Source organism: Belnapia mucosa, from assembly GCF_016775475.1.
In the GTDB taxonomy this organism is placed as follows: Bacteria; Pseudomonadota; Alphaproteobacteria; order Acetobacterales; family Acetobacteraceae; genus Belnapia; species Belnapia mucosa.
Genome location: NZ_JAEUXJ010000002.1, coordinates 219,470 through 241,284 on the forward strand (window position 1 = coordinate 219,470; position 21,815 = coordinate 241,284).

The 21,815-nt window shown below is 70.9% G+C and carries 23 protein-coding genes and 1 tRNA gene; 5 read left to right on the forward strand and 19 right to left on the reverse strand.

The window, feature by feature from the left end:
• Positions 1 to 26 precede the first annotated feature (26 nt).
• Together JMJ55_RS05685 and JMJ55_RS05690 are read left to right on the forward strand one after the other, a co-directional pair.
• Complete coding sequence (locus JMJ55_RS05685) at positions 27 to 263, forward strand: hypothetical protein (protein ID WP_202824544.1); 237 nt, start codon at positions 27 to 29, stop codon at positions 261 to 263.
• On the forward strand, positions 260 to 685 hold the full coding sequence (locus JMJ55_RS05690; RefSeq protein WP_268885262.1) for a putative toxin-antitoxin system toxin component, PIN family: 426 nt from the start codon (positions 260 to 262) through the stop codon (positions 683 to 685). The genes JMJ55_RS05685 and JMJ55_RS05690 overlap by 4 nt, the downstream gene beginning before the upstream one ends.
• Before the next feature lie 4 nt (positions 686 to 689).
• On the opposite strand, the gene JMJ55_RS05695 is transcribed toward JMJ55_RS05690, so the two are convergent.
• From JMJ55_RS05695 to JMJ55_RS05750, 12 genes are all read right to left on the reverse strand, one after another.
• Complete coding sequence (locus JMJ55_RS05695) at positions 690 to 1,571, reverse strand: lipid A biosynthesis lauroyl acyltransferase (RefSeq protein ID WP_202824546.1); 882 nt, start codon at positions 1,569 to 1,571, stop codon at positions 690 to 692.
• A gap of 2 nt (positions 1,572 to 1,573) precedes the next feature.
• Positions 1,574 to 2,596 carry a zinc-binding dehydrogenase gene (locus JMJ55_RS05700; protein WP_202824547.1) on the reverse strand — a complete coding sequence of 341 codons (1,023 nt, stop codon included), beginning with the start codon at positions 2,594 to 2,596 and terminating at the stop codon, positions 1,574 to 1,576.
• A gap of 70 nt (positions 2,597 to 2,666) precedes the next feature.
• On the reverse strand, positions 2,667 to 3,935 hold the full coding sequence (locus JMJ55_RS05705) for a beta-ketoacyl-ACP synthase (RefSeq protein ID WP_202824548.1): 1,269 nt from the start codon (positions 3,933 to 3,935) through the stop codon (positions 2,667 to 2,669).
• The gene (locus JMJ55_RS05710) at positions 3,932 to 5,089 is read right to left on the reverse strand and encodes a beta-ketoacyl-ACP synthase (protein ID WP_202824549.1); all 1,158 of its coding nucleotides are present in this window, start codon (positions 5,087 to 5,089) and stop codon (positions 3,932 to 3,934) included. Before JMJ55_RS05710 ends, JMJ55_RS05705 begins: the two co-directional genes overlap by 4 nt.
• Positions 5,086 to 5,517, reverse strand: coding sequence for a 3-hydroxyacyl-ACP dehydratase FabZ family protein (locus tag JMJ55_RS05715; RefSeq protein WP_236033443.1), 432 nt, complete (start codon positions 5,515 to 5,517; stop codon positions 5,086 to 5,088). Before JMJ55_RS05715 ends, JMJ55_RS05710 begins: the two co-directional genes overlap by 4 nt.
• A gap of 31 nt (positions 5,518 to 5,548) precedes the next feature.
• Positions 5,549 to 5,839, reverse strand: coding sequence for an acyl carrier protein (locus JMJ55_RS05720; RefSeq protein ID WP_202824551.1), 291 nt, complete (start codon positions 5,837 to 5,839; stop codon positions 5,549 to 5,551).
• Between the two features lie 108 nt (positions 5,840 to 5,947).
• Positions 5,948 to 6,033: transfer RNA gene (locus tag JMJ55_RS05725), tRNA-Leu, on the reverse strand.
• A gap of 57 nt (positions 6,034 to 6,090) precedes the next feature.
• Positions 6,091 to 7,059: a Bug family tripartite tricarboxylate transporter substrate binding protein gene (locus JMJ55_RS05730; protein ID WP_202824552.1), complete on the reverse strand. Its 969-nt coding sequence runs from the start codon at positions 7,057 to 7,059 to the stop codon at positions 6,091 to 6,093.
• Positions 7,059 to 8,240, reverse strand: coding sequence for an FAD-dependent oxidoreductase (locus JMJ55_RS05735; protein WP_202824553.1), 1,182 nt, complete (start codon positions 8,238 to 8,240; stop codon positions 7,059 to 7,061). The genes JMJ55_RS05730 and JMJ55_RS05735 overlap by 1 nt, the downstream gene beginning before the upstream one ends.
• Positions 8,240 to 9,490, reverse strand: coding sequence for an ABC transporter substrate-binding protein (locus JMJ55_RS05740; RefSeq protein WP_236033444.1), 1,251 nt, complete (start codon positions 9,488 to 9,490; stop codon positions 8,240 to 8,242). Before JMJ55_RS05740 ends, JMJ55_RS05735 begins: the two co-directional genes overlap by 1 nt.
• Positions 9,491 to 9,511: 21 nt before the next feature.
• Entirely contained in the window at positions 9,512 to 10,984 is a 1,473-nt protein-coding gene (locus JMJ55_RS05745) for a 4-hydroxyphenylacetate 3-hydroxylase family protein (protein WP_202824554.1), read from the reverse strand.
• The gene (locus JMJ55_RS05750; protein WP_202824555.1) at positions 10,981 to 11,487 is read right to left on the reverse strand and encodes a MarR family winged helix-turn-helix transcriptional regulator; all 507 of its coding nucleotides are present in this window, start codon (positions 11,485 to 11,487) and stop codon (positions 10,981 to 10,983) included. Before JMJ55_RS05750 ends, JMJ55_RS05745 begins: the two co-directional genes overlap by 4 nt.
• Before the next feature lie 117 nt (positions 11,488 to 11,604).
• On the opposite strand from JMJ55_RS05750, the gene JMJ55_RS05755 reads away from it, so the two are divergent.
• Positions 11,605 to 12,555 (forward strand): Bug family tripartite tricarboxylate transporter substrate binding protein, encoded by a 951-nt coding sequence (locus tag JMJ55_RS05755; RefSeq protein ID WP_202824556.1) that lies wholly within the window; start codon positions 11,605 to 11,607, stop codon positions 12,553 to 12,555.
• A gap of 123 nt (positions 12,556 to 12,678) precedes the next feature.
• On the opposite strand, the gene JMJ55_RS05760 is transcribed toward JMJ55_RS05755, so the two are convergent.
• The 6 genes from JMJ55_RS05760 to JMJ55_RS05785 form a co-directional block, all read right to left on the reverse strand.
• A complete protein-coding gene (locus JMJ55_RS05760) occupies positions 12,679 to 13,671 on the reverse strand; it encodes a Bug family tripartite tricarboxylate transporter substrate binding protein (RefSeq protein WP_202824557.1) in 993 nt (330 codons plus the stop codon).
• A 139-nt stretch (positions 13,672 to 13,810) separates the two neighbouring features.
• Complete coding sequence (locus tag JMJ55_RS05765; RefSeq protein WP_202824558.1) at positions 13,811 to 14,173, reverse strand: nuclear transport factor 2 family protein; 363 nt, start codon at positions 14,171 to 14,173, stop codon at positions 13,811 to 13,813.
• Between the two features lie 34 nt (positions 14,174 to 14,207).
• A complete protein-coding gene (locus JMJ55_RS05770) occupies positions 14,208 to 15,716 on the reverse strand; it encodes an amidohydrolase family protein (protein ID WP_202824559.1) in 1,509 nt (502 codons plus the stop codon).
• Between the two features lie 11 nt (positions 15,717 to 15,727).
• Positions 15,728 to 16,492 carry an ABC transporter permease gene (locus JMJ55_RS05775; protein WP_202824560.1) on the reverse strand — a complete coding sequence of 255 codons (765 nt, stop codon included), beginning with the start codon at positions 16,490 to 16,492 and terminating at the stop codon, positions 15,728 to 15,730.
• A complete protein-coding gene (locus JMJ55_RS05780; protein WP_202824561.1) occupies positions 16,482 to 17,237 on the reverse strand; it encodes an ABC transporter ATP-binding protein in 756 nt (251 codons plus the stop codon). The genes JMJ55_RS05775 and JMJ55_RS05780 overlap by 11 nt, the downstream gene beginning before the upstream one ends.
• A complete protein-coding gene (locus tag JMJ55_RS05785) occupies positions 17,234 to 18,211 on the reverse strand; it encodes an ABC transporter substrate-binding protein (protein ID WP_202824562.1) in 978 nt (325 codons plus the stop codon). Before JMJ55_RS05785 ends, JMJ55_RS05780 begins: the two co-directional genes overlap by 4 nt.
• A gap of 208 nt (positions 18,212 to 18,419) precedes the next feature.
• Here JMJ55_RS05785 and JMJ55_RS05790 point away from each other — a divergent pair, with 208 nt between their 5' ends.
• Positions 18,420 to 20,639: a putative bifunctional diguanylate cyclase/phosphodiesterase gene (locus tag JMJ55_RS05790; RefSeq protein WP_202824563.1), complete on the forward strand. Its 2,220-nt coding sequence runs from the start codon at positions 18,420 to 18,422 to the stop codon at positions 20,637 to 20,639.
• Here the strand turns inward: JMJ55_RS05790 and JMJ55_RS05795 are convergent.
• The gene (locus JMJ55_RS05795; RefSeq protein WP_328702573.1) at positions 20,588 to 21,340 is read right to left on the reverse strand and encodes an SDR family NAD(P)-dependent oxidoreductase; all 753 of its coding nucleotides are present in this window, start codon (positions 21,338 to 21,340) and stop codon (positions 20,588 to 20,590) included. The genes JMJ55_RS05790 and JMJ55_RS05795 overlap by 52 nt on opposite strands.
• Before the next feature lie 160 nt (positions 21,341 to 21,500).
• Between JMJ55_RS05795 and rpmB the strand changes: the two genes are divergently transcribed.
• On the forward strand, positions 21,501 to 21,803 hold the full coding sequence (gene rpmB / locus JMJ55_RS05800; protein WP_202824565.1) for a 50S ribosomal protein L28: 303 nt from the start codon (positions 21,501 to 21,503) through the stop codon (positions 21,801 to 21,803).
• Positions 21,804 to 21,815: the final 12 nt, after the last annotated feature.

Sequence of the window (21,815 nt, forward strand, 5' to 3'; positions counted from 1 at the left end):
CTGCCCAGCCCGACCGGAGCCCGGCCATGAGCCAGTTGTCGAAGATCGAGCTTCCCGTCCAGCCGGCCACCGCCGCCGCCCTCTCGGATGCCCGCCGGCGCGAGGCGGTCGGGCGGCTGGTGGATCGCTTGGTGCATCCCGGCGCCGATGATCCGCTCATCGCCCTGCTGGAGCTGACCGCAGCCGAGGCCCGTGAGGCCGGACTGACCGAGGCCGAGATCGAGGCCGAACTCGCCGCCTATAATGCGGAGCGGCGGGACTGAAACCCTGCGTCTTCGATGCGAATACGGTGGTCTCGGCCGCGCTCAATCCCGCCGGTCTGCCCCGCCGTGCCATCGCCCTGGCCCGGGCGCAGGGCGTCATCGCCTTGTCGGCGGCCGTCCATGACGAGATCGCCGAGGTTCTGGCGCGGCCGAAATTCGCCCGCATCCTGACCGGGGAGCGGCGTCGGGACATCCTGGAACTCTTGAGCGCCGCGGCGCTCTGGGTCGAGCCAACCGAGCGGGTGGCGGAATGCCGCGATGCCAAGGACGATCGCTACCTGGAATTGGCCCTGGCAGCCGGGGCCGGCGCCATCATCTCAGGCGATGAGGATCTGCTGGTCCTGCATCCCTGGCGCGGCATCCCGATCCTACGGCCCGCGGCCTTCCTCGCGGCCTTCGGTGACGAAGAGCCAACAGCCTGATACCCTACCGCCAGCGCCGATGCATCCAGAGCCATTGCCCCGGATGCTCCCTCACCCAGCCCTCGACGATGCGGTTCAGCAGTGCCGTCGCCGCATCCACATCCACCCGGCCCCGCTCGTCGCGCGGCAGTTCCACCGCCTCGGTCAGTTCCAGCCGGAAGCGCCCGCCTGGCAGGCGGATGGCGCGCGCCCCATGCACCGGGCAGTCGAAGCGGCGGGCGAGGCGCGCCAGCAGCGGGTTGGAATAGGCGGGACGGCCGAGGAAGGGCACGCGCGGCCCGCGGCTGAAGCGCTGGTCGATCAGCATGCCGACATGCAGCCCCTCGTCCAGCGCTTCCATCATGCGGATCGGGGCGGCGACGTCGGCGGCGATCAGCCGGCCCATGATGCCCTCGCGCAGCCGGCGGATATCGTGTGCCACCGCGGCATTGTTCGGCGTGCGGTAGAGCACGGCGGAAGGCAGCCCGTGCTTCGCCGCGGCCACCGCCGGCAATTCCCAATTCGCCAGATGGGCGGCGAAGAACAGCGCCGGCTTGCCGTCCTCGCGCAGGGCCAGGAAGCGCTCCACCACCTCCGGCGCGATCTCGATCCGCTGGCCCGCCGCCGGCCGGTCCAGGTCGAAATCCCAGATCCGGTCGAGATGGACGTATTCCGCCGCAGTCCGGCCGAGATTCTCCCAGGCCTCGCCGACGATCCGGGCGTGCTCGGCGGGCGGCAGTTCCGGGAAGGCGGCGGCGACATTGGCGAGGGCGATGCGATGCGCCTTGACGAAGGGGCCAAACCGCCGCGCCACGGCCGCGCCGATCGCCCCGGCCCGATCCGGCCCCAACGCGCCGACCAGCGCGAAGAGCAGCCGGACCAGCGCCGCGACGGCCCTGTCCCGCATCCTCAGAGGGTGACGACGATCTTGCCGAAGACCCGCCGCGTCTCCAGCCGCGCCAGCGCATCGGCGAAGCCCTCGAGCGGCGCGACGGTGTCGAGCACCGGCAGCAAGCCGCCCGCCATCTTGCCGAGCCCGTCGGCGACATTCCGCATCGAGGCGCCGAAGCTGCCGATCAGGCGGAGCTGCCGCTGGAACAGCATCATCAGATTGGTCTCGGCCGAGACGCCGGAAGTGCTGCCGCAGGTCACCAGCCGCCCGCCCATCTTCAGCGACAGCATCGAGCCGGCCCAGGTCGTGGCGCCGACATGCTCGAACACCACATCGACGCCGCGCTTCTTGGTGACCTTGCGCGCCACGCTCTCGAACCGGTCGGTGGTGTAATTCACCACATGGTCGGCGCCGAGTGCCCGGACGCGCTCGCATTTCTCATCCGAGCCGGCGGTCGCGATCACGGTGCAGCCGATCGCCTTCGCCATCTTCACCGCGACGGTGCCGATGCCCGATCCGGCGGCCTGCACCAGGATGGTCTCGCCCGGTTCCAGCTTCGCATTGTCGAACAGCATGTGCTCGACGGTCGAGAAGGTGATGGCGGCGCAGGCGGCGTCCTCGACCGCGATGCCCTCGGGCACCGGCACGCAGAGCCGCGCCTGCTGGTTCGCCAGCTCCTGCGCGAAACCGTCGAGGTGGAAGCCCTTCACCCCGGAGACATTCTCGCAGAGATTGTCGCGGCCCTCGCGGCAGGCGCGGCACTGGCCGCAGGTCTGCGCGCCATAGGGCACGGCGCGCTGGCCGATGCGCCAGCCGGTGACGCCCTCGCCGATGGCCACGACCTCGCCCACCGCCTCGGCGCCCACCGTCAGCGGCAGGTTGCGCTTGGCGAAGGCCATGCCGCGCCAGCCCCAGACATCGATATGGTTCAGCCCGACGGCGAGCATGCGCAGCTGCACCTCGCCCGGCCCGGGCGGCGGGGGCGGCGGCACATCGACCAGCCGCGTGTCGCGGTCGCCGAAAAGCTGCAGCGCCCTCATGCTTGGTGCGCCTCCGGCGCGCGGGCCGAGTCAGCCCTCCGCGCTTTCGGCGCTACGACCATCGGACCGCTCACGGCGCCGCTCCCAGCACCAGGCACACATTCTGCCCGCCGAAGCCGAAGCTGTTGGACAGCACCCGCGCGACCCGCGCCGGCCGCGCCGCATTCGGCACCACATCCAGCGGGATGGCGGGATCGGGCGTCTCGTGGTTGATCGTCGGCGGCAGGATGCCGTCGCGGATGGTCAGCAGGCTGACCACAGCCTCGATCGCCCCGGCGGCCGAAAGCGTGTGCCCGATCATCGACTTGTTCGAGGAGATCGGCGGTGGCGCCTCGCCGAAGACGGCGCGCATGCCGAGCGTCTCCATCTTGTCGTTCTCCGGCGTGCCCGTGCCATGGGCGTTGACATAGTCGATCTGCCCCGGCTCCAGCCCGGCATCGGCGATGGCGGCGCGCATCGCGCCGATGATCGCCCCGCCATCCGGGTTGCTGCGGGTGCGGTGGAAGCTGTCCGCCCGTTCCCCGGCGCCGAGCACCAGGCCCAGCACCTCCGCGCCCCGTGCCCGGGCCGATTCCAGGCTTTCCAGCACCAGCGCCGCGGCGCCCTCGCTCATCACGAAGCCCTCACGGGTCTTCTCGAAGGGGCGGGAGGCACGCTCCGGCTCCTCGTTCCGGGTGGACAGGGCCGAGAGCAGGGAGAAGCGGATCATCGCCTCCGGCGCCACGCTGCCCTCGGCGCCGATGCAGAGCGCCGCCGCCGCCTCGCCGCGCTGGATCGCCTCGACCCCGAGCTGGATGGCGGAGGCGCCGGTGGCACAGGCGGTGCTGACCGAAACCGGCGCGCCCTCCGTGCCGAACCGGTCCGCCAGACGCTCCCCGATCCCGCCGAAGAGGAAGGTCTCGAACAGGTCGCGCCGGCCCTCGGCAGCGGCGATCATCGCGGTGTAGCGCCCGGCTGCCTCGCCGGCGGTCTGCCGCGCCAGTTCCAGCCGCTGCGGCCATTCCACCTCCACCGGCGGCATGCCGAGGAAGAGCGGGCCGGGGAAGCGCGCATCAATGCCGGACTGCGCCACGGCCTCCGCCGCCGCCAGCGCGGCCATGCGCTCCACCCGTTCGGGCGAGGAGAGGGGCGGGCGCCCGGCCTCCTCGGGCAGCGCCACCTGGCCGGCGATGGAGGTCTTCAGATGCTCGGTCGGGAAGCGGGTGATGCGGCGGATGCCGGACCGGCCGGCCAGCAGCCCCGCCCAGCTCTCCGCCACGCCCAGGCCGAGCGGCGTCACCAGCCCCATGCCGGTGACGGCGACGAGGTGGCGTCCCAGATGGTCACGTGTCGCGCTCATGCCCCAGCCTCCTCGGCGATGGGTTCCAGCAGCGCCAGCGCCTCGCCCCGCCAGAGGCCGAAGCCGGTCACCAGCGCCTGCGGCACGAGGCCGGCCCGCAACGCCAGGGCGGCCAGCGCCAGATTGGCCGGGAAGGTTGCCTCCACCGCATGGCCGAGAAGATCGGTGGTGTGCCGCACTGGTCCCGGTGCCGGCCCGGCGGCGGCGAGGTCGGCCAGGAAGGCGGCCTCCTCCGCCAGCGGATCGCTGGCGCCGCTGGCGCCGGAAAAGACCGCATAGCCCGGCCGCAGCGGCAGGCCCTCGGCCAGCCGGCCGGCCTCGGCGCGTGCCGTGTCGTCGCTCCGCCGCCGGGCCGTGCCGGTGCGGATGGCCGAGAGCTTCGCCAGCCCCCGCGCCCCGCGTGCCCGGGCGTGGCGCGCCGTCTCCAGCACCAGGAAGGCGCCGGCGCTGCCCATCACCACCCCGCCCGGCCCACGTTCGGCCAGCGGCACCCAGCCGTCGCGCCACAGCGCGCCGGAGGTCCCGAAGAGCAGCAGCATGTCCCAGCGCCCGGCGACATAGGCGCCGCCGACCAGCGCCGTCTCGCCCCGGCCCTCGGCCAGCCGCGCGGCGGCGATCCGCACCGCATCGGCCCCGGCCGATTCCTCGCCCATGAAGGTGCGGGAGGAGCCGGTGACGCCATGGACGATGGAGATATTGCCGGCCAGCAGGTTGGAGAGCTGGGCGAGGAAGAGGGTCGGCCGCAGCCCATTGGCCAGCCGCCCGTTCAGCAGCGGGCCCGCCTCGCCGGGCGGCAGCGTGGCCAGCTCGCGGCAGATCGTCTCGTCCAGCGCCACATCCCGCTCGCCGCCGCCGGCGGCCACCACCAGATGCATGTCGGCCGCCAGGGCGCGGGCCCCGGCATGGTCGAGCGCCAGCCCGGCGGCATAGGTGCCGAGGCGTTGCCAGGGCTCCATCTGCCGCTGGTCGCCCTTCTTCGGGATCTGCGAATCGAGTGCGAGGGCAGGCAGCGGGTGGATGGGGAAGGGGGCGAAGCCCGCCTCATCCACCGCCGGCCGCGACGCCGCGTCCTGCAGCGCCGCCAGATGCGGCGCCTCGCCCTCGCCGAGGGAGGAGACGAGGCCGATGCCGGTGATCCAGACGGCCTCGCTCATGCCGGCAGGCCGATCCGCACCGCCTGGGCGCGCATCGCCGCTTCCAGTTCCGGCGCGGGGAAGGGCTGGAGGCTGAATTTCATCTCGCCCACCTCGCAGACGCGGCGGCCCTCGCAGGTGATGGCGGCCTCGGTCACGGCGAAGCCCGATCCCTCATGAACCAGCCTGGCCGAGACGCTCAGCCGCTCCCCGGGGCGAACGAAGCGGCGCAGCTTCAGCTCCCGGTTGCCGATCAGGAAGGCCATGCGGGTATAGAGAAGCCGGGCCAGCAGCAGGTAGCCGGAGGCCTGGGCCATGGTCTCCAGCAGCAGCACGCCGGGGACCAGCGGATGGCCGGGGAAATGCCCCTCGAAGACCGGGCTCGCCTCGGGGACCACCGCCTCGGCGGTGATGCTCTCGGGATCGACCGCCTCGATGCGGTCGATCATCTGGAAATATTCGAGGCGCACGGATTTGGGGCTAGGTCGCGGCGCCGGATTTCGCCGCGACCAGCTCCTCGATCCGCTTCGCCAGGTTCTCCATGACGAAATACTGCGCGGCCGGGGCGGCGCCGGAATTCACTTCCTGCGTCCAGGCTTCGACCGGGACCTTGATGCCGAAATCCTTGTCGATGGCGAAGACGATGTCGAGGAAGTCGAGGCTGTCGATGCCGAGATCCTCGATGACATGGCTTTCGGGCGTGATCTTCTCGCGCGGGACGTCACTCGTCTCCGCGATGATGTCGGCGATGCGCTCGAACGCCGAGGCCATGGGCTTCTCCGGAACGGACGGTCAGGGAAGGGGGTCTTTGGCCCGATCCGGGGCGCTTGGCAAGCGCCGCGTCGCCGGCGGGACGGCCGGTGTGGATGACCCGAGAGGTGGTAGGGGCGGCCGGACTCGAACCGGCATAGCCTTGCGGCCGGGGGATTTTGAGTCCCCTGCGTCTACCATTCCGCCACGCCCCCGCGGCAGGGCGAGGATTAGCACGGGTCCCCACCGGCTGCGAAGCGGGGGGCGCCCGCCTAATCCGCCACCGCGCCGGACGCCTGGACGATCGTCCGCATCCGCCCCGTCTCCTCGGCGATGAAGCGGGCGAAATGGTCCCGGCCGCGCGCCCGGGCGAGGCTGCCCGTCTCCGCCACCCGGGCGGCGACGCCCGGGTCCTGCATCGCCGCCACCGCCTCCGCCTCCAGCCGGGCGAGCACCGGCTCCGGCACTCCGGCCGGGGCCATCAGCCCGAACCAGCCGACGGTGGTCACGTCGATTCCCGCCTCGCGCAGGGTCGGCAACTCGGCGAAGGCGGGCACGCGCTCCTCGCCGGTGACCGCCAGCGCCTTCATCCGCCCCGTCTTCGCCAGCTGGGCGACGCCGGAGATGGACTGGAACAGCACCTGGACCCGGCCCTCCATCAGGTCGGTATTGGCTTGGGCCGGGTCGCGATAGGGGACGTGCACCATCTGCGTCCCGGTCAGCATGTTGAACTGCACCCCCGCCAGATGCTGCGAGGTGCCGTTGCCGATCGAGCCGAAGCTGACCCCGGCTCCCTGCGCCCGCGCCCAGGCGGCGAATTCGCCAGGCGTCGCAACCGGCAGGCCGAGCGGCACGACCATCAGGTTCGGCACCAGTGCCAGCAGCGAGATGGGGGTGAGGTCCCGGTCCGGGTCATAGGGCAAGCGGCGGAACAGGAAGCGGTTCACCGCCACCGTGCCGATGGCGCCGAGCACAAGGGTATAGCCGTCGGGGGCCGCTCGCGCCGCCGCCTCGGTGCCGATATTCCCGCCCGCCCCGCCGCGATTCTCGATCACCACCGGCTGGCCGAGCCGGGCCGTCAGGAATTCGGCGGTGACGCGGCCGACGAAATCGCTGGCGCCGCCGGGCGGGAAGGGGACGATGAAGCGCAGCGGCCGGCTCGGCCAGGGCTCCTGCGCCAGAGTCGGCGTCGCCAGGGCCAGCGTCGCCAGCGCCGCGCCGAGGAGTGCGCGCCGTCGCATCAGGCGATCTCCTCGGCCCGGCGCAGGCTGCCGATCATGGAGATCTGGGTCAGATAGGCATGCGCCTTGGCGGGATCGGCCGCGGCCTCCGCCATGCGGGCGCGGAAGGCGGCCTGGGCCTCCGGCTCCACCGCTTCCAGGTTCTGCTTGTTGGCGATGGTCTGGCGCTGGACATGCTCCACCGTCACCCCGCGCCGCTGCCGGTCGTAGCGGTCGAGCAGCGCTTCCTCCGCGCCCTCCAGCATCACCGCGGCCAGCTTCGCCCCGAGGTTCACCGCGTCATGCACCCCGCCATTCAGCCCCATGCCGCCGAGCGGGTTGTTGATATGCGCCGCATCGCCGGCCAGCAGGATGCGCCCGCGCCGGAAGGTCTCAGCGACGCGCTGATGCACCCGGTAGAGCGTCCGGTGGCGAATCTCATAGCCGCCGCGCCCGGCGATGATCCGCCCCATCCGCGCCGCCGCGAACTCGTCTGAGGCGACCTCCTCCTCGGAAACCTCGGGCTTCACCGGGAACATCGCCCGCCACAGGCCGGGCACGCGCAACAGGAAGAACCATTCCTCCGGATCGGCATAGTAGGAGACATCGGCCAGGCCCGGGATGGCCTCGGCGAACTCGAAGGGCGTCGAGAGGACCAGGAAGCGCTCCGGCCAGGTGAAGCCCTCGAACTCGATCCCGGCCGCGCGCCGCACCGCGCTGCGCGCCCCATCCGCGCCGATCAGCCAGGAGCCTTCGACCGAGGAGCCATCGGCCAGCGTCACCCGCACATGGTCGCCACGGTCCTCGGCCGTATCCAGCCTGGCGTTGAAGCGCAGCGCGAAGCCCGGCCGGCCGGAGAGCAGGCCGGCCAGGATGCGGGTCAGCTTGAACTGCTCGACCTGCACCCGGAAGGGATGCCGCGTCAGGTCGGCGATGGTGCCGAAGTCGAATTCCGCGATCAGGCTGTGGTCGCGGTTGCGGTACTGCAGCTTCGGCGCCACCAGCCCCTCGGCGATCATGGCCCGGGCGGCGCCGAGATCGTCCAGCATGTCGAGCGTCGGCGCATGGAAGGTGGAGGCGCGGAGCTCGAGCGGCAGGGCCGGCTCCGCCTCCAGCACCGTCACCGGGATGCCGTGGCGGTGCAGGGCGGCGGCGGCGACCAGCCCGACCGGCCCGGCGCCGGCGATGAGGACGGGGCGCATCACCGCCGCACCAGTGCGCATTCGCTCTCGGCGAGCGGCCGCGCGGCGACCTCGGCCGGGATGGTGGCGACGGTCTGGTAGTAGTCCCAGGGGCCGCGGCTTTCGGCTGGTGACTTCACGCGGAACAGGGTGAAGTCGCGCAGCACCCGCCCATCCTCGCGGATGCGGCCCTCCCGCGTCATGAAGTCATTGATCGGCATGGCGCGCATCTGCGCTGCCACCTTCTCGGCATCGTCGGTGCCCGCCGCCTGGATGGCGCGGAGATAGTGCAGCGTCGCGGTATAGATGCCGGCCTGCGGCATGGTCGGCATGCGCTTCATCGTCTCGAAGAAGCGGCGGGACCAGGCGCGGGCCTCCTCGTTCATGTCCCAGTAGAAGCTCTCGGTCAGCATCAGCCCCTGCGCGTCCTGCAAGCCGATCGCATGGATGTCGGTGAGGAAGACCATGATGCCGACCGGCGTCATGCTGCGGAACAGGCCGAAGCTCGCCGCCTGCTTGATGGAATTGGACAGGTCGCCGCCCGCATTGGCGAAGGCGATGACCTTCGCCCGCGAGGCCTGGGCCTGCAGCAGGAAGGAGGAGAAATCGGCCGTGTTCAGCGGGTGCCGCACATTGCCGAGGACGCGGCCCCCATTGGCGCGCACCACCGCCCCCGTATCCCGCTCGAAGGCATGGCCCACGGCGTAATCGACGGTGAGGAAGAACCAGCTATCGCCACCCTGGCGCAGCACCGCATTGCCGGTGCTGGTCGCCAGCGCATAGCTGTCGAAGGCCCAATGAATACCGTAAGGCGAGCAGGCCTTGCCCGTCAGGTCGGAGACCGCGGCGGAGCTGAAGATGACGAGCCGCTGCTTCTCCCGCGCCACCTGCTGCACCGCCAGCGCGATGCCGGAATTGGGCAGGTCCATGATGACGTCGATGCGGTCCTGGTCGTACCAGCGCCGCGCCAGCGCCGTGCCGACATCCGCCTTGTTCTGATGATCGCCGGCCACGACCTCGATCGGCCGGCCCAGCACCTGGCCGCCGAAATCGGCGACCGCCATCCGCGCCGCCTCGACTGAGCCCGGCCCCGCCAGATCGGCGAAGAGCCCGGTCTGGTCGTTCAGCACGCCGATCCGCACCACATTGTCGCTGAGCTGCGCCCGCGCCGGCGCCGCCAGCGCCAGTGCGGCCGCCAGCAGCCCCGCACCCCAGAACCCCATCCGCATCGCCCGAACCCCTGCCGTCCAGAAGCCTGCCGTGGCCGTCATCTTATGTCTTGGGGCTTCGCCCTATTCCGCCGCCGCCTTCAGCGCCGGCCCGTCCAGCCCATAGCCCGAGAGCACGCCATCCACCATGCCGGTGGCGCGCGCCCAATCATAGCTCCGGAAGGAATGTCCCTTCGGCACGAAAGGTGCGCCGGCATAGAACAGCTCGTATTGCGCATGGCGGGAGGCGAATTCGCTCCCCACCGCATCCCAGGCCAGGCGGAAGAATTTCACTCGCTCCTCCGGCCCCACGGCCGGCGAGCGCTGCGTCCTGCCGATGATGGCGCGCAATTCGGGATCGGCGAAATCCTCGATGCCGGAGGGCAGCATGATCATCCCGCCCCCCGACAGCTCCCGCAACGTGCCGATCACCTTCCCATAGAGCTGCTGCGTCAGCACCTGCGCCGCATAGAGCAGGTGCCGGTCGGGGATGAAGTAGCGCCCGTGGAAGCTGCCCTTGGCCTCCATCCCGGCGACCATGCCCTCGACCATCGCCACCTCGGCCGCGAGCTGGCCGAGCGTCTCCCGCACCTGCGGGAAGCCGAGGGTGCCGTTCACCTCGGCGATCCGCCGCCCGAGCCCGGCCAGGAAGCGCAGCTTCACCATCAGCCGCACCTGCGACTGGTAGTTCTGGTAGACATGCGCCGGCGTCGCATGGAATTGCCGGGCGCACATCCCGGTATCGCCGGCGACGAAGACCCTGTCCCAGGGCACCCGCACATCCTCGAACCACAGCACCGCGTCATTCTCGTCGAAGCGGCTGGCGAGCGGGTTGTCGAAAGTGCTCGGCGCCTCCGCCTCATAGGATTTGCGCGAGAGGATCTTCAGCCCCGGCTGGTTCATCGGGATGACGAAGGACAGCGCGAAGGGCTCGTCCGCCCCCGCCTGCAAGGGCTGGATGCAGGAGACGAAGACCTCATTCGCCATGATGGCGCTGGTCGCCAGCATCTTGGCGCCGCGCACGGTGATGCCGGCTGCGTCCTGATCGACCAGCCGCAGCACCAGATCCTCGGCCTGCCCCGCCGCGCCCTGCCCGCGATCGGCCTGCGGGTTGATGATGGCATAGGTCAGATAAAGATCATTGTCCCGCGCATGGCGGTAGTAGTCCCGCAGCGCCCCGGCGGCGCGGTCGTCGAAGGCCTCGATCCCCATCACCATGCCGGAGATGCAGGAGGCGACATGGTCCGGCGAGCGGCCGAGGAAGCCGCAATGGCTCTCGGCCCAGCGCTCCAGCGCCTCGCGCCGATGCACCAGCGCGTCGCGGCTTTCCGGCAATTCCCACATGCGGGAGACGGGGCGGCCGGTCTCCGGGCTGCTGAAGGTCAGCAAGTCCCGCAGCGCCGGATCGGCGTTCAGGTCGAAAAGCCCGGCGGCCGTCGCCACCGCCTGGCGGAAGGCGGGGTGGGTGGTGACATCCGCCACCCTCTCCCCGCGATAGAACAGCGCCCGCCCGTCGCGCAGGCTTTCCAGATGGTCGCGGCCGGTCTTCGGACTCATGCGGCATCCTCCGCGTGCAGCGTGGCGAGCGCCGCATCGCCATCCGCCACCATCCGGGGCAGCAGCGCGGCGAGGCGGCGGAAATCATCGGCTCCGAGCGCGGCGAAGAGCGCATCATTCACCGGCGCCTGCACCGGCGCCAGCCGCGCCAGCGCCGCCCGCCCGGCAGGCGTGACCGAGAGCACGACGCGCCGGCCATCCGCCGGATGCGGCCGCTTATGGACGAAGCCGGCGCGTTGCAGCCGCGCCACCTCGGCGGTGACGAAGGCGGTCGAGACATGCAGATGCGCGGCCAGCGCCGCGACGCCCGGCTGCCCCGCTTCCAGATGCGCCAGGGCGATCAGCGTGGTGTAGGCGGCGCCCGGCAGGCCGAGCCGCGCCGCGAAGCCGGCCCGGACCGCCGTCAGCCGGTCGGCGAAGGCGAGGAATTCATGCACGAAGACCCGGAAGGGCCGATCCGTGCCATCGGGCATCAGGGCCGGCCGGGTAACGGTGGCTGCCATGCGCGCTCCGTGATTTCGCTAAGCAGCTTAGCGACCTTGCGCCCGCCGTCGCAAGCCTTGCCAGCGCCCGGCCCGCATTGTTCAGTCCCGCCCCAAGGAATAATCGGAGGAAACAGGATGACCATCGCCCGCCGGACGCTGCTCGCTGCGCCCGCCCTGCTGCCGGCGCTCGCCCGAGCCCAGAGCTGGCCCGACCGGCCGATCCGCATGGTCATCGCCTTCCCCGCCGGCACCGTGACCGACACGCTGATGCGCCACTTGGCGGAGCCGCTGTCGCGCGAGCTCGGCCAGCCGGTCATCATCGACAACCGCCCGGGCGGCAGCGGAGTCGTCGGCACCGAGAGCGTCGCCCGCGCGGCCCCGGACGGCTTCACCTGGTGCGTGCTGAGCGTCACCAACGGGGCGCTGAATACCTATCTGGTCCCGCGCCTCTCCTACGATCCGCTCAAGGATTTCGCCCCGATCGGCTATGTCGCCGATACCGCCTATATCCTGGCGGTGCCGGCCAGCAGCCCGGCGCGCGACCTGCGCGGCTTCATCGACCTCGCCAAGCGCCAGCCGCTGACCTACAGCTACGGCAATGCCAGCGCCCGCATCGCCTCTGCGATGCTGGCGCGCATGGCCGGGGTCGAGATGACGGCGGTGCCCTATCGCGGCGGGCCGGAAGCGCTGACCGATGTGATCGCCGGCCGGATCGACAGCACCTTCACCGATTTCGCCGCCGTCATGCCCCAGGTCCGCGAGGGCAAGGTGCGGGCGCTCGCCGTCACCTCGCCGCAATCCTTCTCGCTGGCGCCGGAGATCCCGCCGGTGGCGAGCCTGCTGCCGGGCTATGCCGTCTCCGCCTGGTTCGGCATGGGGCTGCCAGCGGCCACGCCGGCGCCGATCGTGGCGCGGGCCAATGCGGCGATGAATGCGGCGCTGGCCGATCCCGGCTTCATCGAGAAGGTCGGCCGCCTTGGCTATGTGCCGCGCGGCACGACGCCGGCGGAATTCCACGCCTTCCTCCGCCAGCAGATCGAGGAGATGACCGCCCGCGCCAAGGAAGCGGGGCTGGAGCCCGGCTGAGAACTCCCCGCAAGACCGCTTCGCGGCGTTGCGGGGGCCCCGGATTGCGCTCGATTTCCCGAACCTCGCACAGCTTTCCGCGGCAAAGCCGCGGAAGGGCACCAAGCAGGGACCGAAGGCTGATCAGTCCGGCTTCACTCCGGCCTCCTGGATCACCCGCCGCCAGCGTGCCAACTCCCCTGTGATGAGGCCGGTGTATTCCGCCGGCCCCATCCGCCCCGGCACCACGCCGAGACCGGCGAAGCGTTCCCGCACCCGCTCATCCGCCAGCGCCGTCTGCAGCACCGCCTGCCAGCGCTCGGTTACCGCGGGCGGGATGCCGGCGGCGGCGGAGAAGCCGAACCAGTTGGTGCTCTGCACCGCAGGGTACCCGGCCTCGGCGAAGCTCGGCACATCGGGCAGGGAGGCATCGCGCACCGCCTCGCTGGTGCCGAGCGCGCGCAGCCGCCCGGCGCGGAGATGCGGCAGGGCGATGGGCAGGCTCTCCATCACCGCCGGGATCTGCCCGCCCATCGCATCGGCCAGCGCCGGGGCGGAGCCGCGATAGGGCACATGCGTCAGCTCCACCCCCGCGGCGCGGGCCAGCAGCACGCCGGTCAGGTGGTTCATCGTGCCATTGCCGCCGGTGCCGAAGGCGAGCCCGCCCGGCCGGCCCTTCGCCAGCGCCACGAACTCCGCCAGCGTCTGCGCCGGCACGCCGGGATTGACCACCAGCACGCTCGGGAAGGTGCCGACCAGCGCGACATGGGTGAAGTCGCCAAGCGGGTCATAGGGCACGTTCGAGTACAGCACCGGCCCGATGCCATGCGAGGCGGCGCTCGACACCAGCACGATATGCGCATCGCCCCGGGCCTTGGCGATCAGGTCGGCGCCGACCATCCCGCCCGCGCCCGGCCGGTTCTCCACCACCAGCGGCTGGCCGAGGCCGTGGCCGATCTGCTCGGCCAGGATGCGGGACAGCGTATCCGCCGCCCCGCCGGGCGGGAAATTGACGATCCAGCGGATCGGCCGCTCGGGCCAGGCGGGCTGGGCGCGGCTGGGGCTGGACAAGGCGATGGCAGGCAGGGCGAGGGCGCCGAGCAGCGCACCGCGCCGCCCGACCGGCATGCGGGTCATGGGCAAAGCAATCCTTGGCTTGGGGTCAGTGCGGCCGGCGCCGAAGATGGCGGGCAAGTCAGGCAGGGCACAGTGGGGCAGGGGCATGGCGGCATCCGGCAGGGTCGCGCCCCACCATGCCAATCCCGTGCCAGCCGCCTCACCCCATGCGGACCAGGAAACGCTCCTCCGCCACCTTGCCATCGCGGACGGTGTAGAGCGCGACCTCCTCCATCTGCATCCGCTGGCCGGAGGCCTTCTGGGTGACGTCGATATGGAAGCGCAGGGCGAATTGGTTGCCGTTCACATAGGGGCCATGCGTCTCGGTCCCGTGGATGACGTGGTTGGCATACCACCATTCGCCCTTGCCCCGGACCGCCGCCTTGCCGCGCAGCTCCGCCATCTCGCCCTGCATCGGCTCGATGCTCACGACGTCCTCGGCCCAGAAGCGCTCGCCCGCCTCCTCGAACTTCCCGGCCTTGCACAGCGCCGCGAATTCCGCGGCGACGGCTTGGGTGTCCATCCCCTGTTCCTCCCGTTTCGATGGGGTGAGGATATCAGGCCGGCGCGTCGCAGAGATAGCGTTTCAGGTGGTAGGGCTGCGCCGCGATGGCCGGGCAGAAGCTCGCCACCACCGGCTCCAGCTTGAGGTAGAGCTCATGCCATTCGGCATTCAGCGCCTCCAGCCGGGCGCGGGCCGCTTCCGCCTCGCGGGCGAGCTTCGCCAGGTCGAGCGTGGTATGCCGCCCGTCCTTGAAGATTAACCGCCCGCCGGTCATCACATGCCGCACGCCGCCGCCATCCTCGGTATGGACGATCTGGTTGGTGGACCAGTTATGCGGCACCCAGTTGATGCTGCCGAGATCGAGGAAGACGATATCCGCCTTGTACCCCGGCGCGATCAGGCCAAGGTCCTTGAAACCGAGCGCCCGGGCCGAGCCGATGGTCGCCGCCTTGTAGACCTCCTCGGAGGTTGCCCAGAAGCGCGGATCGGGCGTCTGCACCTTGGAGAGCATGGAGGCGTAGCGCATCGCCTCATACATGTTCTGGTTGTCGGCGCAGCTCGCCCCATCGGTGCCGATGCCGACATTGCAGCCCGCATCGATCGCCTGGCGCAGCCGGAACATGCCATTGCCGAGCCGCATGTTGCTGCCCGGGTTATGCGCCATGGAGGCGCCATGGTCCGCCATGCGCTTGAAGTCGTCATCATCCAGCCAGACGGCATGGGCGGCGGTGAAGTCCGGCCCGAGCAGGCCGAGCGCATCGAGATGCGCCACCAGCGTCTTGCCATATTTCTGGCGGCCGACCACCGCCTGGACCTTGCTCTCGCCGACATGGCTATGCAGGCCGACGCCATGCTCCCGCGCCAGCTGGGCGCAGCCGCACATGAACTCATCGGCGCAATGCAGCGGGATGGTCGGCGCGACGGCCGGGCGGATATCCTGCCCCGACCAGCGCCAGTGCTTCAGCACATCGCCGATGGCGGAGAGCGTCTGCTCGAAGGGCATCAGCTTCAGCCGCGCCACCTGGGCCTGCAGCGCATCCGGCAGGGCGTCCATCAGCCCGGGGATCGCCTCATACATGGTGCGGTCGGCGACCATGGGGGCGATCACCGCCCGCATCCCCGCCTCGGCATAGGCCGCGGCGGCGGCATCCAGCCCGTCGCGGGAGGGCAGGGGGAATTCGTAGTAGAGATCGTAGGCCGCGGTGCAGCCCTTCGCCACCATCTCGGCGGCGCAGATCAGCGTGGTGAGCTTCTTGTCCTCCACGGTCCGGCTGCCGCCGATCCAGGGCGCGGCGGCCAGCAGCAGCTCCAGCGTCCATTTGTCGCCCATGCCCTTGGCGAGGCCGGTATGGCCATGGGTATGGGAGTTGATCAGCCCCGGATGCATCAGCATGCCCGAGGCATCGAAGACCGGCGTCCCTTCCGGTGCCGTGAGGCCGGTGCCGACGGAATGGATCATCCCATCCTCGATCAGCACATCGGTCGGCTCGCCGCGCCGCTTCGCGGGGTCCGCCAGCAGCGCGCCGTGAACCAGCAGGAACCCCTTCTCGCTGACGGCCATGCGGCCCTCCTCTAGCTGGAGGTCGGGGGCGACGCGGCGCCGCTCGACCATGGAAACAGGATGCGCTCGGCGAGCGTCACCGCCTGGAACAGCAGGATGCCCATGATGGCCAGGATCACCACCGCCCCGAAGGCCAGCGGCGTGCGGAAGAAAGCCATCGAGGTCTGGATCAGGTAGCCGAGCCCGGCATCGGCGCCGACGAATTCCGCGACGACCGCCCCGACCACGGCCAGCGCCGCCGCCACCTTCAGGCCGCCAAAGACGAAGGGCACGGCGAAGGGCAGGCGGATGCGCAGCAGCTCCTGCACCCGCCCCGCGCGGCAGGCGCGGCCGAGCTCGATCAGCTCCGGCGGCGTCGCCAGCAGCCCGGCGACGGTGCCGACCACCAGCGGGAAGAAGGCGACGAGGAAGGTGACGATCACCCGCGGCAGCTCATTGGCGCCGAGCGCCACGATCAGGATCGGGGCAAGCGCCACCTTCGGGATCGACTGGGTGATGACGAGGATCGGGTAGAGCGCCGCCGAGATGGTGGGCGAGGCGGCGATGAGCATCGCCAGCGGCAGCGAGACCGCGACCGAGGCCGCGAAGCCCAGCAGCACCGTCCCGAGCGTCGCCCAGGTATGGGCCAGCACATTGGGCCAGGCCGCCAGCGTGTCATGCAGGATCAGGCTCGGCATCGGCAGGATGAAGGGGCGGATGCCGAAGCCGCGGCAGAGCGCCTCCCAGCCGAGGAAGAGCACCGCCACGGCAATCAGGGAGGGGAGGCTACGCCGCATGGGAGGCCCGCCCGCCATAGATCAGCGCCCGGATGCGCTGCGCCGCGGCCTGGAAGGCCGGCGATCCCTCCTGCTCGAAGCCGCGCGGCCGCGGCAGCTCCACCGGGATGATCTCGGCGATCCGTCCCGGCCGCGGCGACATCACCACCACCCGGTCGGCCAGCAGCACCGCTTCCGGGATGGAGTGCGTCACGAAGACCACCGCCATCTCCCGCCCCTGCCAGATGCGCAGCAGCTCGAGCGACATCTCCTCCCGCGTCAGCGCGTCCAGCGCGCCGAAGGGCTCGTCCATCAGCAGCACCCGCGGGTCCTGCAGCAGCGCGCGGCAGATGGCGACGCGCTGCTGCATGCCGCCCGAAAGCTCCCGCGGCAGCCGGTGCTCGAAGCCGGCGAGCCCGGCCGTCGCCAGCAGCGCCCGCGCCCGCGCCTCGGTATCCCCGCCCGCGCGGCGCATCAGCCGCAGCGGGAAGGTGACGTTGCGCAGCACATCGGCCCAGGGCAGCAGGGTCGCCGCCTGGAAGACCATCGCCGTCTCGGCGCGTGGTTCGGTCACCGCGCGTCCGTCCAGCACGACATGCCCCGCCGTCGGCTGGACCAGCCCGGCGATCAAGCGCAGCAGCGTCGATTTCCCGCAGCCCGAGGCGCCGACGATGGCGACGAACTCCCCCGCCGCCACCTCCAGCGAGACATCCCGCAGCGCCTCGACGCTACCAAAACTCTTGCGGACGCGGTCGAGGCGGATCACGGCAGCAGGCTGGTGTTGATCGCCCCCGTCGGGTCCCAATTCGGATCGAGCTGCAGGCTTTCCGCCACCACCCGCCATGTGGTTGCCATCCGCTCCGGCTGGAAGCGGCCGAGCCCCGTCTCCCGCGCATGGTCGGTGAAGACGAAGCTCATCACCGCCCGCAGCGAGGCTTCGCAATCATCCTGCGCCACTTCCGGGTTGCGCTGGACGTGCAGCTTGCAGGCCTCCGCCTGGTTGTCGCGCGACCATTCGAGGCTTTTCTGCAAGCCGCGCAGGAAGCGCCGCACCAGGTCCGGGTTCTTCTGGATCATGTCGTCGGTCGCGGCGATCGAGGCGGCATAGATCGCGAAGCCGGTCTCGACGAAGGGCAGCACGACGATCTCCTCGCCCGCCGCCACCGCTGCCTTGTTGGTGTAGTAGTGGTGGATCGAATAGAAGGGCGCCGCATCCACCCGGCGGCTGATCAGCAGCGCCGCCATGGCGGAGGCATCGGTATTGACCCAGGTGATGCGGTCCGGATTGGTCCCCGCCCGCCGCGCCACTTCGGGAAAGTAGAGGCGATGGCTGTTGCCCGGCGTCACCGCGATCCGCTTGCCCTCCAGCCCGCGGAAGCTGGTGATGCCGCTGCTTTTCACCACGAAGAGCGAATGCGGCGAATGGGTGTAGATCGCCGAGATGGAGCGGACCGGGACATTCTGCCGGGCCCGGGCCGCCAGCACCGCGCCGAGATCGGCGACGCCGAATTGCGCCGCGCCGGCCGCCAGCTTGTTGACGGTGTCGCCCGAGCCATAGCCGCGGGTGAGCGAGAGCTCGATCCCCTGTTCACGCCAGAAGCCGCGCCCGGCGCCGGCGAAATAGGCGGCGTGCTCGCCGGTCGGGATCCAGTCCAGTTGCAGCAGCGCCCGGTCCTGGGCCCGCGCCGGTCCTGCAAGCAGGAGCGCGCAAAGCCCCGCCGCGATGGTCCTGAACACCATTCTCGTCTCCGATCCCTGTTCGATGACCGTGTGGCGAGCCTTCCCGTAGCGAGCAGACCGTGTTTCCGTCAGGCTGGCAAGCCGAACGGCCCCAGCCGGCGTTACCACGCTGCATCACCGTGGAAGCTTTGTTCTTGGTAGACAATTTTGCGCTTTCCGGGGCCTTGCACACAAGCTAGTCACAAAATACTGCAACCACCGGTTATTCATGGACGTCATCCTGCCCGCCCAGATGGAACCGGATCGGCTCGAATCCGAGTCCCCGCCCGAGCCGTTGGACCTGCCCATCCCCTCCGACCTCCAGGCCCTGGTGGAACTGGCCGCCGAGCGCCTGGCCTGCCCGATCGCCGCCATCTCCCTGATGGAGGGCGACCAGATCGTCCTCCTCGCCCGGCATGGCACCACGATCGAGGCCCTGCCGAAGGACACGGCCTTCTGCACCCATGCCATCGGTGGCGAGGACACGCTGATCGTCGAGGATCTGCGGCTGGACGGGCGCTTCGCCCGCAATCCCAGGGTCACCAAGCCGGGGGGCCACCGCTTCTATGCCGCCGTCCCCTTGCCGATCGAGGGCTGGAATATCGGCGCCCTCTGCCTGATCGATCGCCGGCCACGCCAATTCGGCCCCGACGAGCGGGCTGCGCTCCATCGCCTCGGCCTGGTCGCTGCCTCCCTGCTGCAGACCGAGGCGACGCGCCGCCTGGCGCAGGAGCAGGATCGCCGGCTCTGGCGGCAGACCCGGCTGCTCTCCCAGGTGGAGCGCATGGCCGAGATCGGTGGCTGGGAGCTCGATCTCGATACCGGGCTGGTCGCCTGGTCGGACCAGACCTACCGCATCCATGAGCTGGCGCCGGACGGTCCGGTCGCGCTGGATTACGCCCGCCGCTTCTATCCGCCGGAGGAGCAGGCGCGGCTGAATGCCGCCCTCGCGGCCACGATCCGGGATGGCACCCCTTACGAATTCGAGGGCGAGTTCATCACCGCCCGCGGCCGCCGCCGCCGGGTCCGGGCGCTCGCCGAGTTGGAGTGGCGGCAGGGCCGGCCGATCCGGGTGATCGGCACCTTCCAGGACATCACCGCCCAATGGGAGATGATGGAGCGCCTCCGCCTCGCGGCGCAGACCGATCCGCTGACCGGCCTCGGCAACCGCACCCTGCTGAAGCGCCGCCTGGCGGCGCAGCAGCCGGCGGGGATCGGCCTGCTGCTGCTCGGCCTGGATGGCTTCAAGGAGGTGAACGATACCGGCGGGCATGAGCTGGGCGACCAGGCCCTGGCCAGCATCGCCGCCCGCCTCGCCGGCCTGGTCGGGGAGGGGGGGCTGGCGGCGCGCATGGGCGGCGATGAATTCGCCCTCTTGCTGCCCGGCGCCACCGATGCCGCCAGGCTGTGCGAATACGGCGCCCGGGTGATGCGCGCGGTCCGCACCCCGCTGGCGCTCGGCCCGCACCGGCTGCGCCTGTCCTGCACCATCGGCGCCACCGTCCAGGCGCCCGGCGGCGGGGGTGCCGAGGCGCTGCTGCGCGAGGCCGACCTCGCCCTGCTCGAGGGCAAGCGCAGCGGCCGCGGCCAGGTCACCTTCTATACCCCCGCCATCGCCGAGGCCTTCCAACGCGGGCGGGAAGCGGTGGCCCGCATCCGCCAGGCGCTGGAGGAGGACCGGCTGCTGCCCTTCTACCAGCCGAAGCTGCGGCTGGCGGATGGCGGCCTCGCTGGCTTCGAGGCGCTGGTCCGCATCCGCGCTGGCGATGGCGGGGTGCTCGGTCCCGCCGCCTTCTGGCAGGCGCTGGCCGATCCCGAGACCTGCCGGGCGATCGGCGACCGCATGCTGGAGCTGGTGACGGCCGACCTCGCCGCCTGGACGCGGCAGGGGCTGCGGCCGCATGGCGTGGCGATCAATGTCGCCCAGGCGGATTTCGCCGGCGGCGACCTCGCGGCCCGGGTGCTCGGCCGGCTCGCCGCGCACGGGCTGCCGCCCGCCTGCCTGCAGATCGAGGTGACGGAGACCGTCATCCTCGACGACCGGGCCGGGCTGGTGCCGGATGCGCTGCGCCGGCTGGATGCGGCCGGCATCGTCATCGCCCTCGATGATTTCGGCACCGGCCATGCCTCGCTGGCGCATCTGCGCCGCGCCGGCATCCGCCAGCTCAAGATCGACCGCTCCTTCACCGACGGGCTGGAAGGCAACCGCGAATGCCTGGCCATCACCCGGGCGGTGATCGGCCTGGCACATGAGCTCGGCCTGGAGGTCGTGGCCGAGGGGGTGGAGCGGGAGGCCCAGGCCGAGCTGCTGCGCGGCCTCGGCTGCGATTCCGTCCAGGGCTATCTCTATGGCCAGGCGATGCCGGCGGAGGCTGTCCGCCGGCTCCTGGCCACGGCTCAGCAGGCCAAATACCCGCCATCCACATGCAGCTCGGCCCCGGTGACGTAGGAGGCCTCGTCCGAGGCGAGGAAGAGGATGGCCTGCGCCACCTCATCCACCTCGCCCGAGCGGCCGAGCGGCACATGGCCGAGCATCTTGGCCCGGAAGACCGGGTCGGCGGTGGCGCCCGAGGTCCGCATCGGCGGCATCAGCCCGGGATGGATGGTGTTCACCCGGATTCCCGCCGCGCCTTCCTGCACCGCGACCGATTTGGTCAGCAGCCGCACCGCCGCCTTCGAGGCATTGTAGGCGCAGTGAATCCTCTCCTGCCCGACATTGCCGGAGATCGAGGAGAGGTTGACGATGGACCCGCCGCCGCGCTGGCGCATCGCGGCCACGCCATGCTTCACGCCGAGGAAGGTCCCCCGCGCATTCACCGCCATGATCCGGTCCCAGAGGCCGGTGTCATAGAGATCGTTGGTGGCGCTGCCGGAGATGCCGGCATTGTTGACCAGGATGTCGAGCCCGCCCCAGGCCCCCGTCACCTCGGCCAGGGCTGCCTCCCAATCGGCCTCCTCGGCGACGTCGAGGCGGATGAAGCGTGCCTCGCCCCCTGCCGCCTCGATCTGCCCGACCACTGCCCGGCCCTCGGTCTCCATCAGGTCGGCGACCGCGACCTTCGCCCCTTCGCGCGCAAGGAGGCGCGCCGTCGCCGCCCCCATGCCGGATGCCGCCCCGGTGACGAGGGCGATCTTGTTGGCCAGCCGCATCGGCATTTCCTCTCCATCTGCCTTTCCGCCAGCATGGCCCCTTGACGCGGCGGTGGTGAAGAGGGCACAAGGCGCCCCTTCCATACCACCTCCGCGCGTGGCACGGGATCGATCCCCTTTGGCCCATTGGCCGCGCGCCTGCTGTTCGGGATTAGCAACCATGGCCCGCCGCTGCGGTATCACCGGCAAGGGCGTTCTGACGGGTAACAACGTCAGCCACGCCAACAACAAGACGCGGCGTCGCTTCCTGCCCAACCTGCAGGAGACGTCCTTCTTCTCGGACGTGCTGGCCTCCAGCATCCAGCTGCGCCTGACCACCAACGGCATCCGCACCATCGAGCACAATGGCGGGCTCGACGCCTTCCTGCTCGGCACGCCGAACCGGAAGCTGCCGGAGGAAGCGCAGGTCCTGAAGCGCCGCATCCTGCGCGCCCAGGCGAAGAAGGCCGGCGCCGCGGCGTAAACCGCCGCTTCA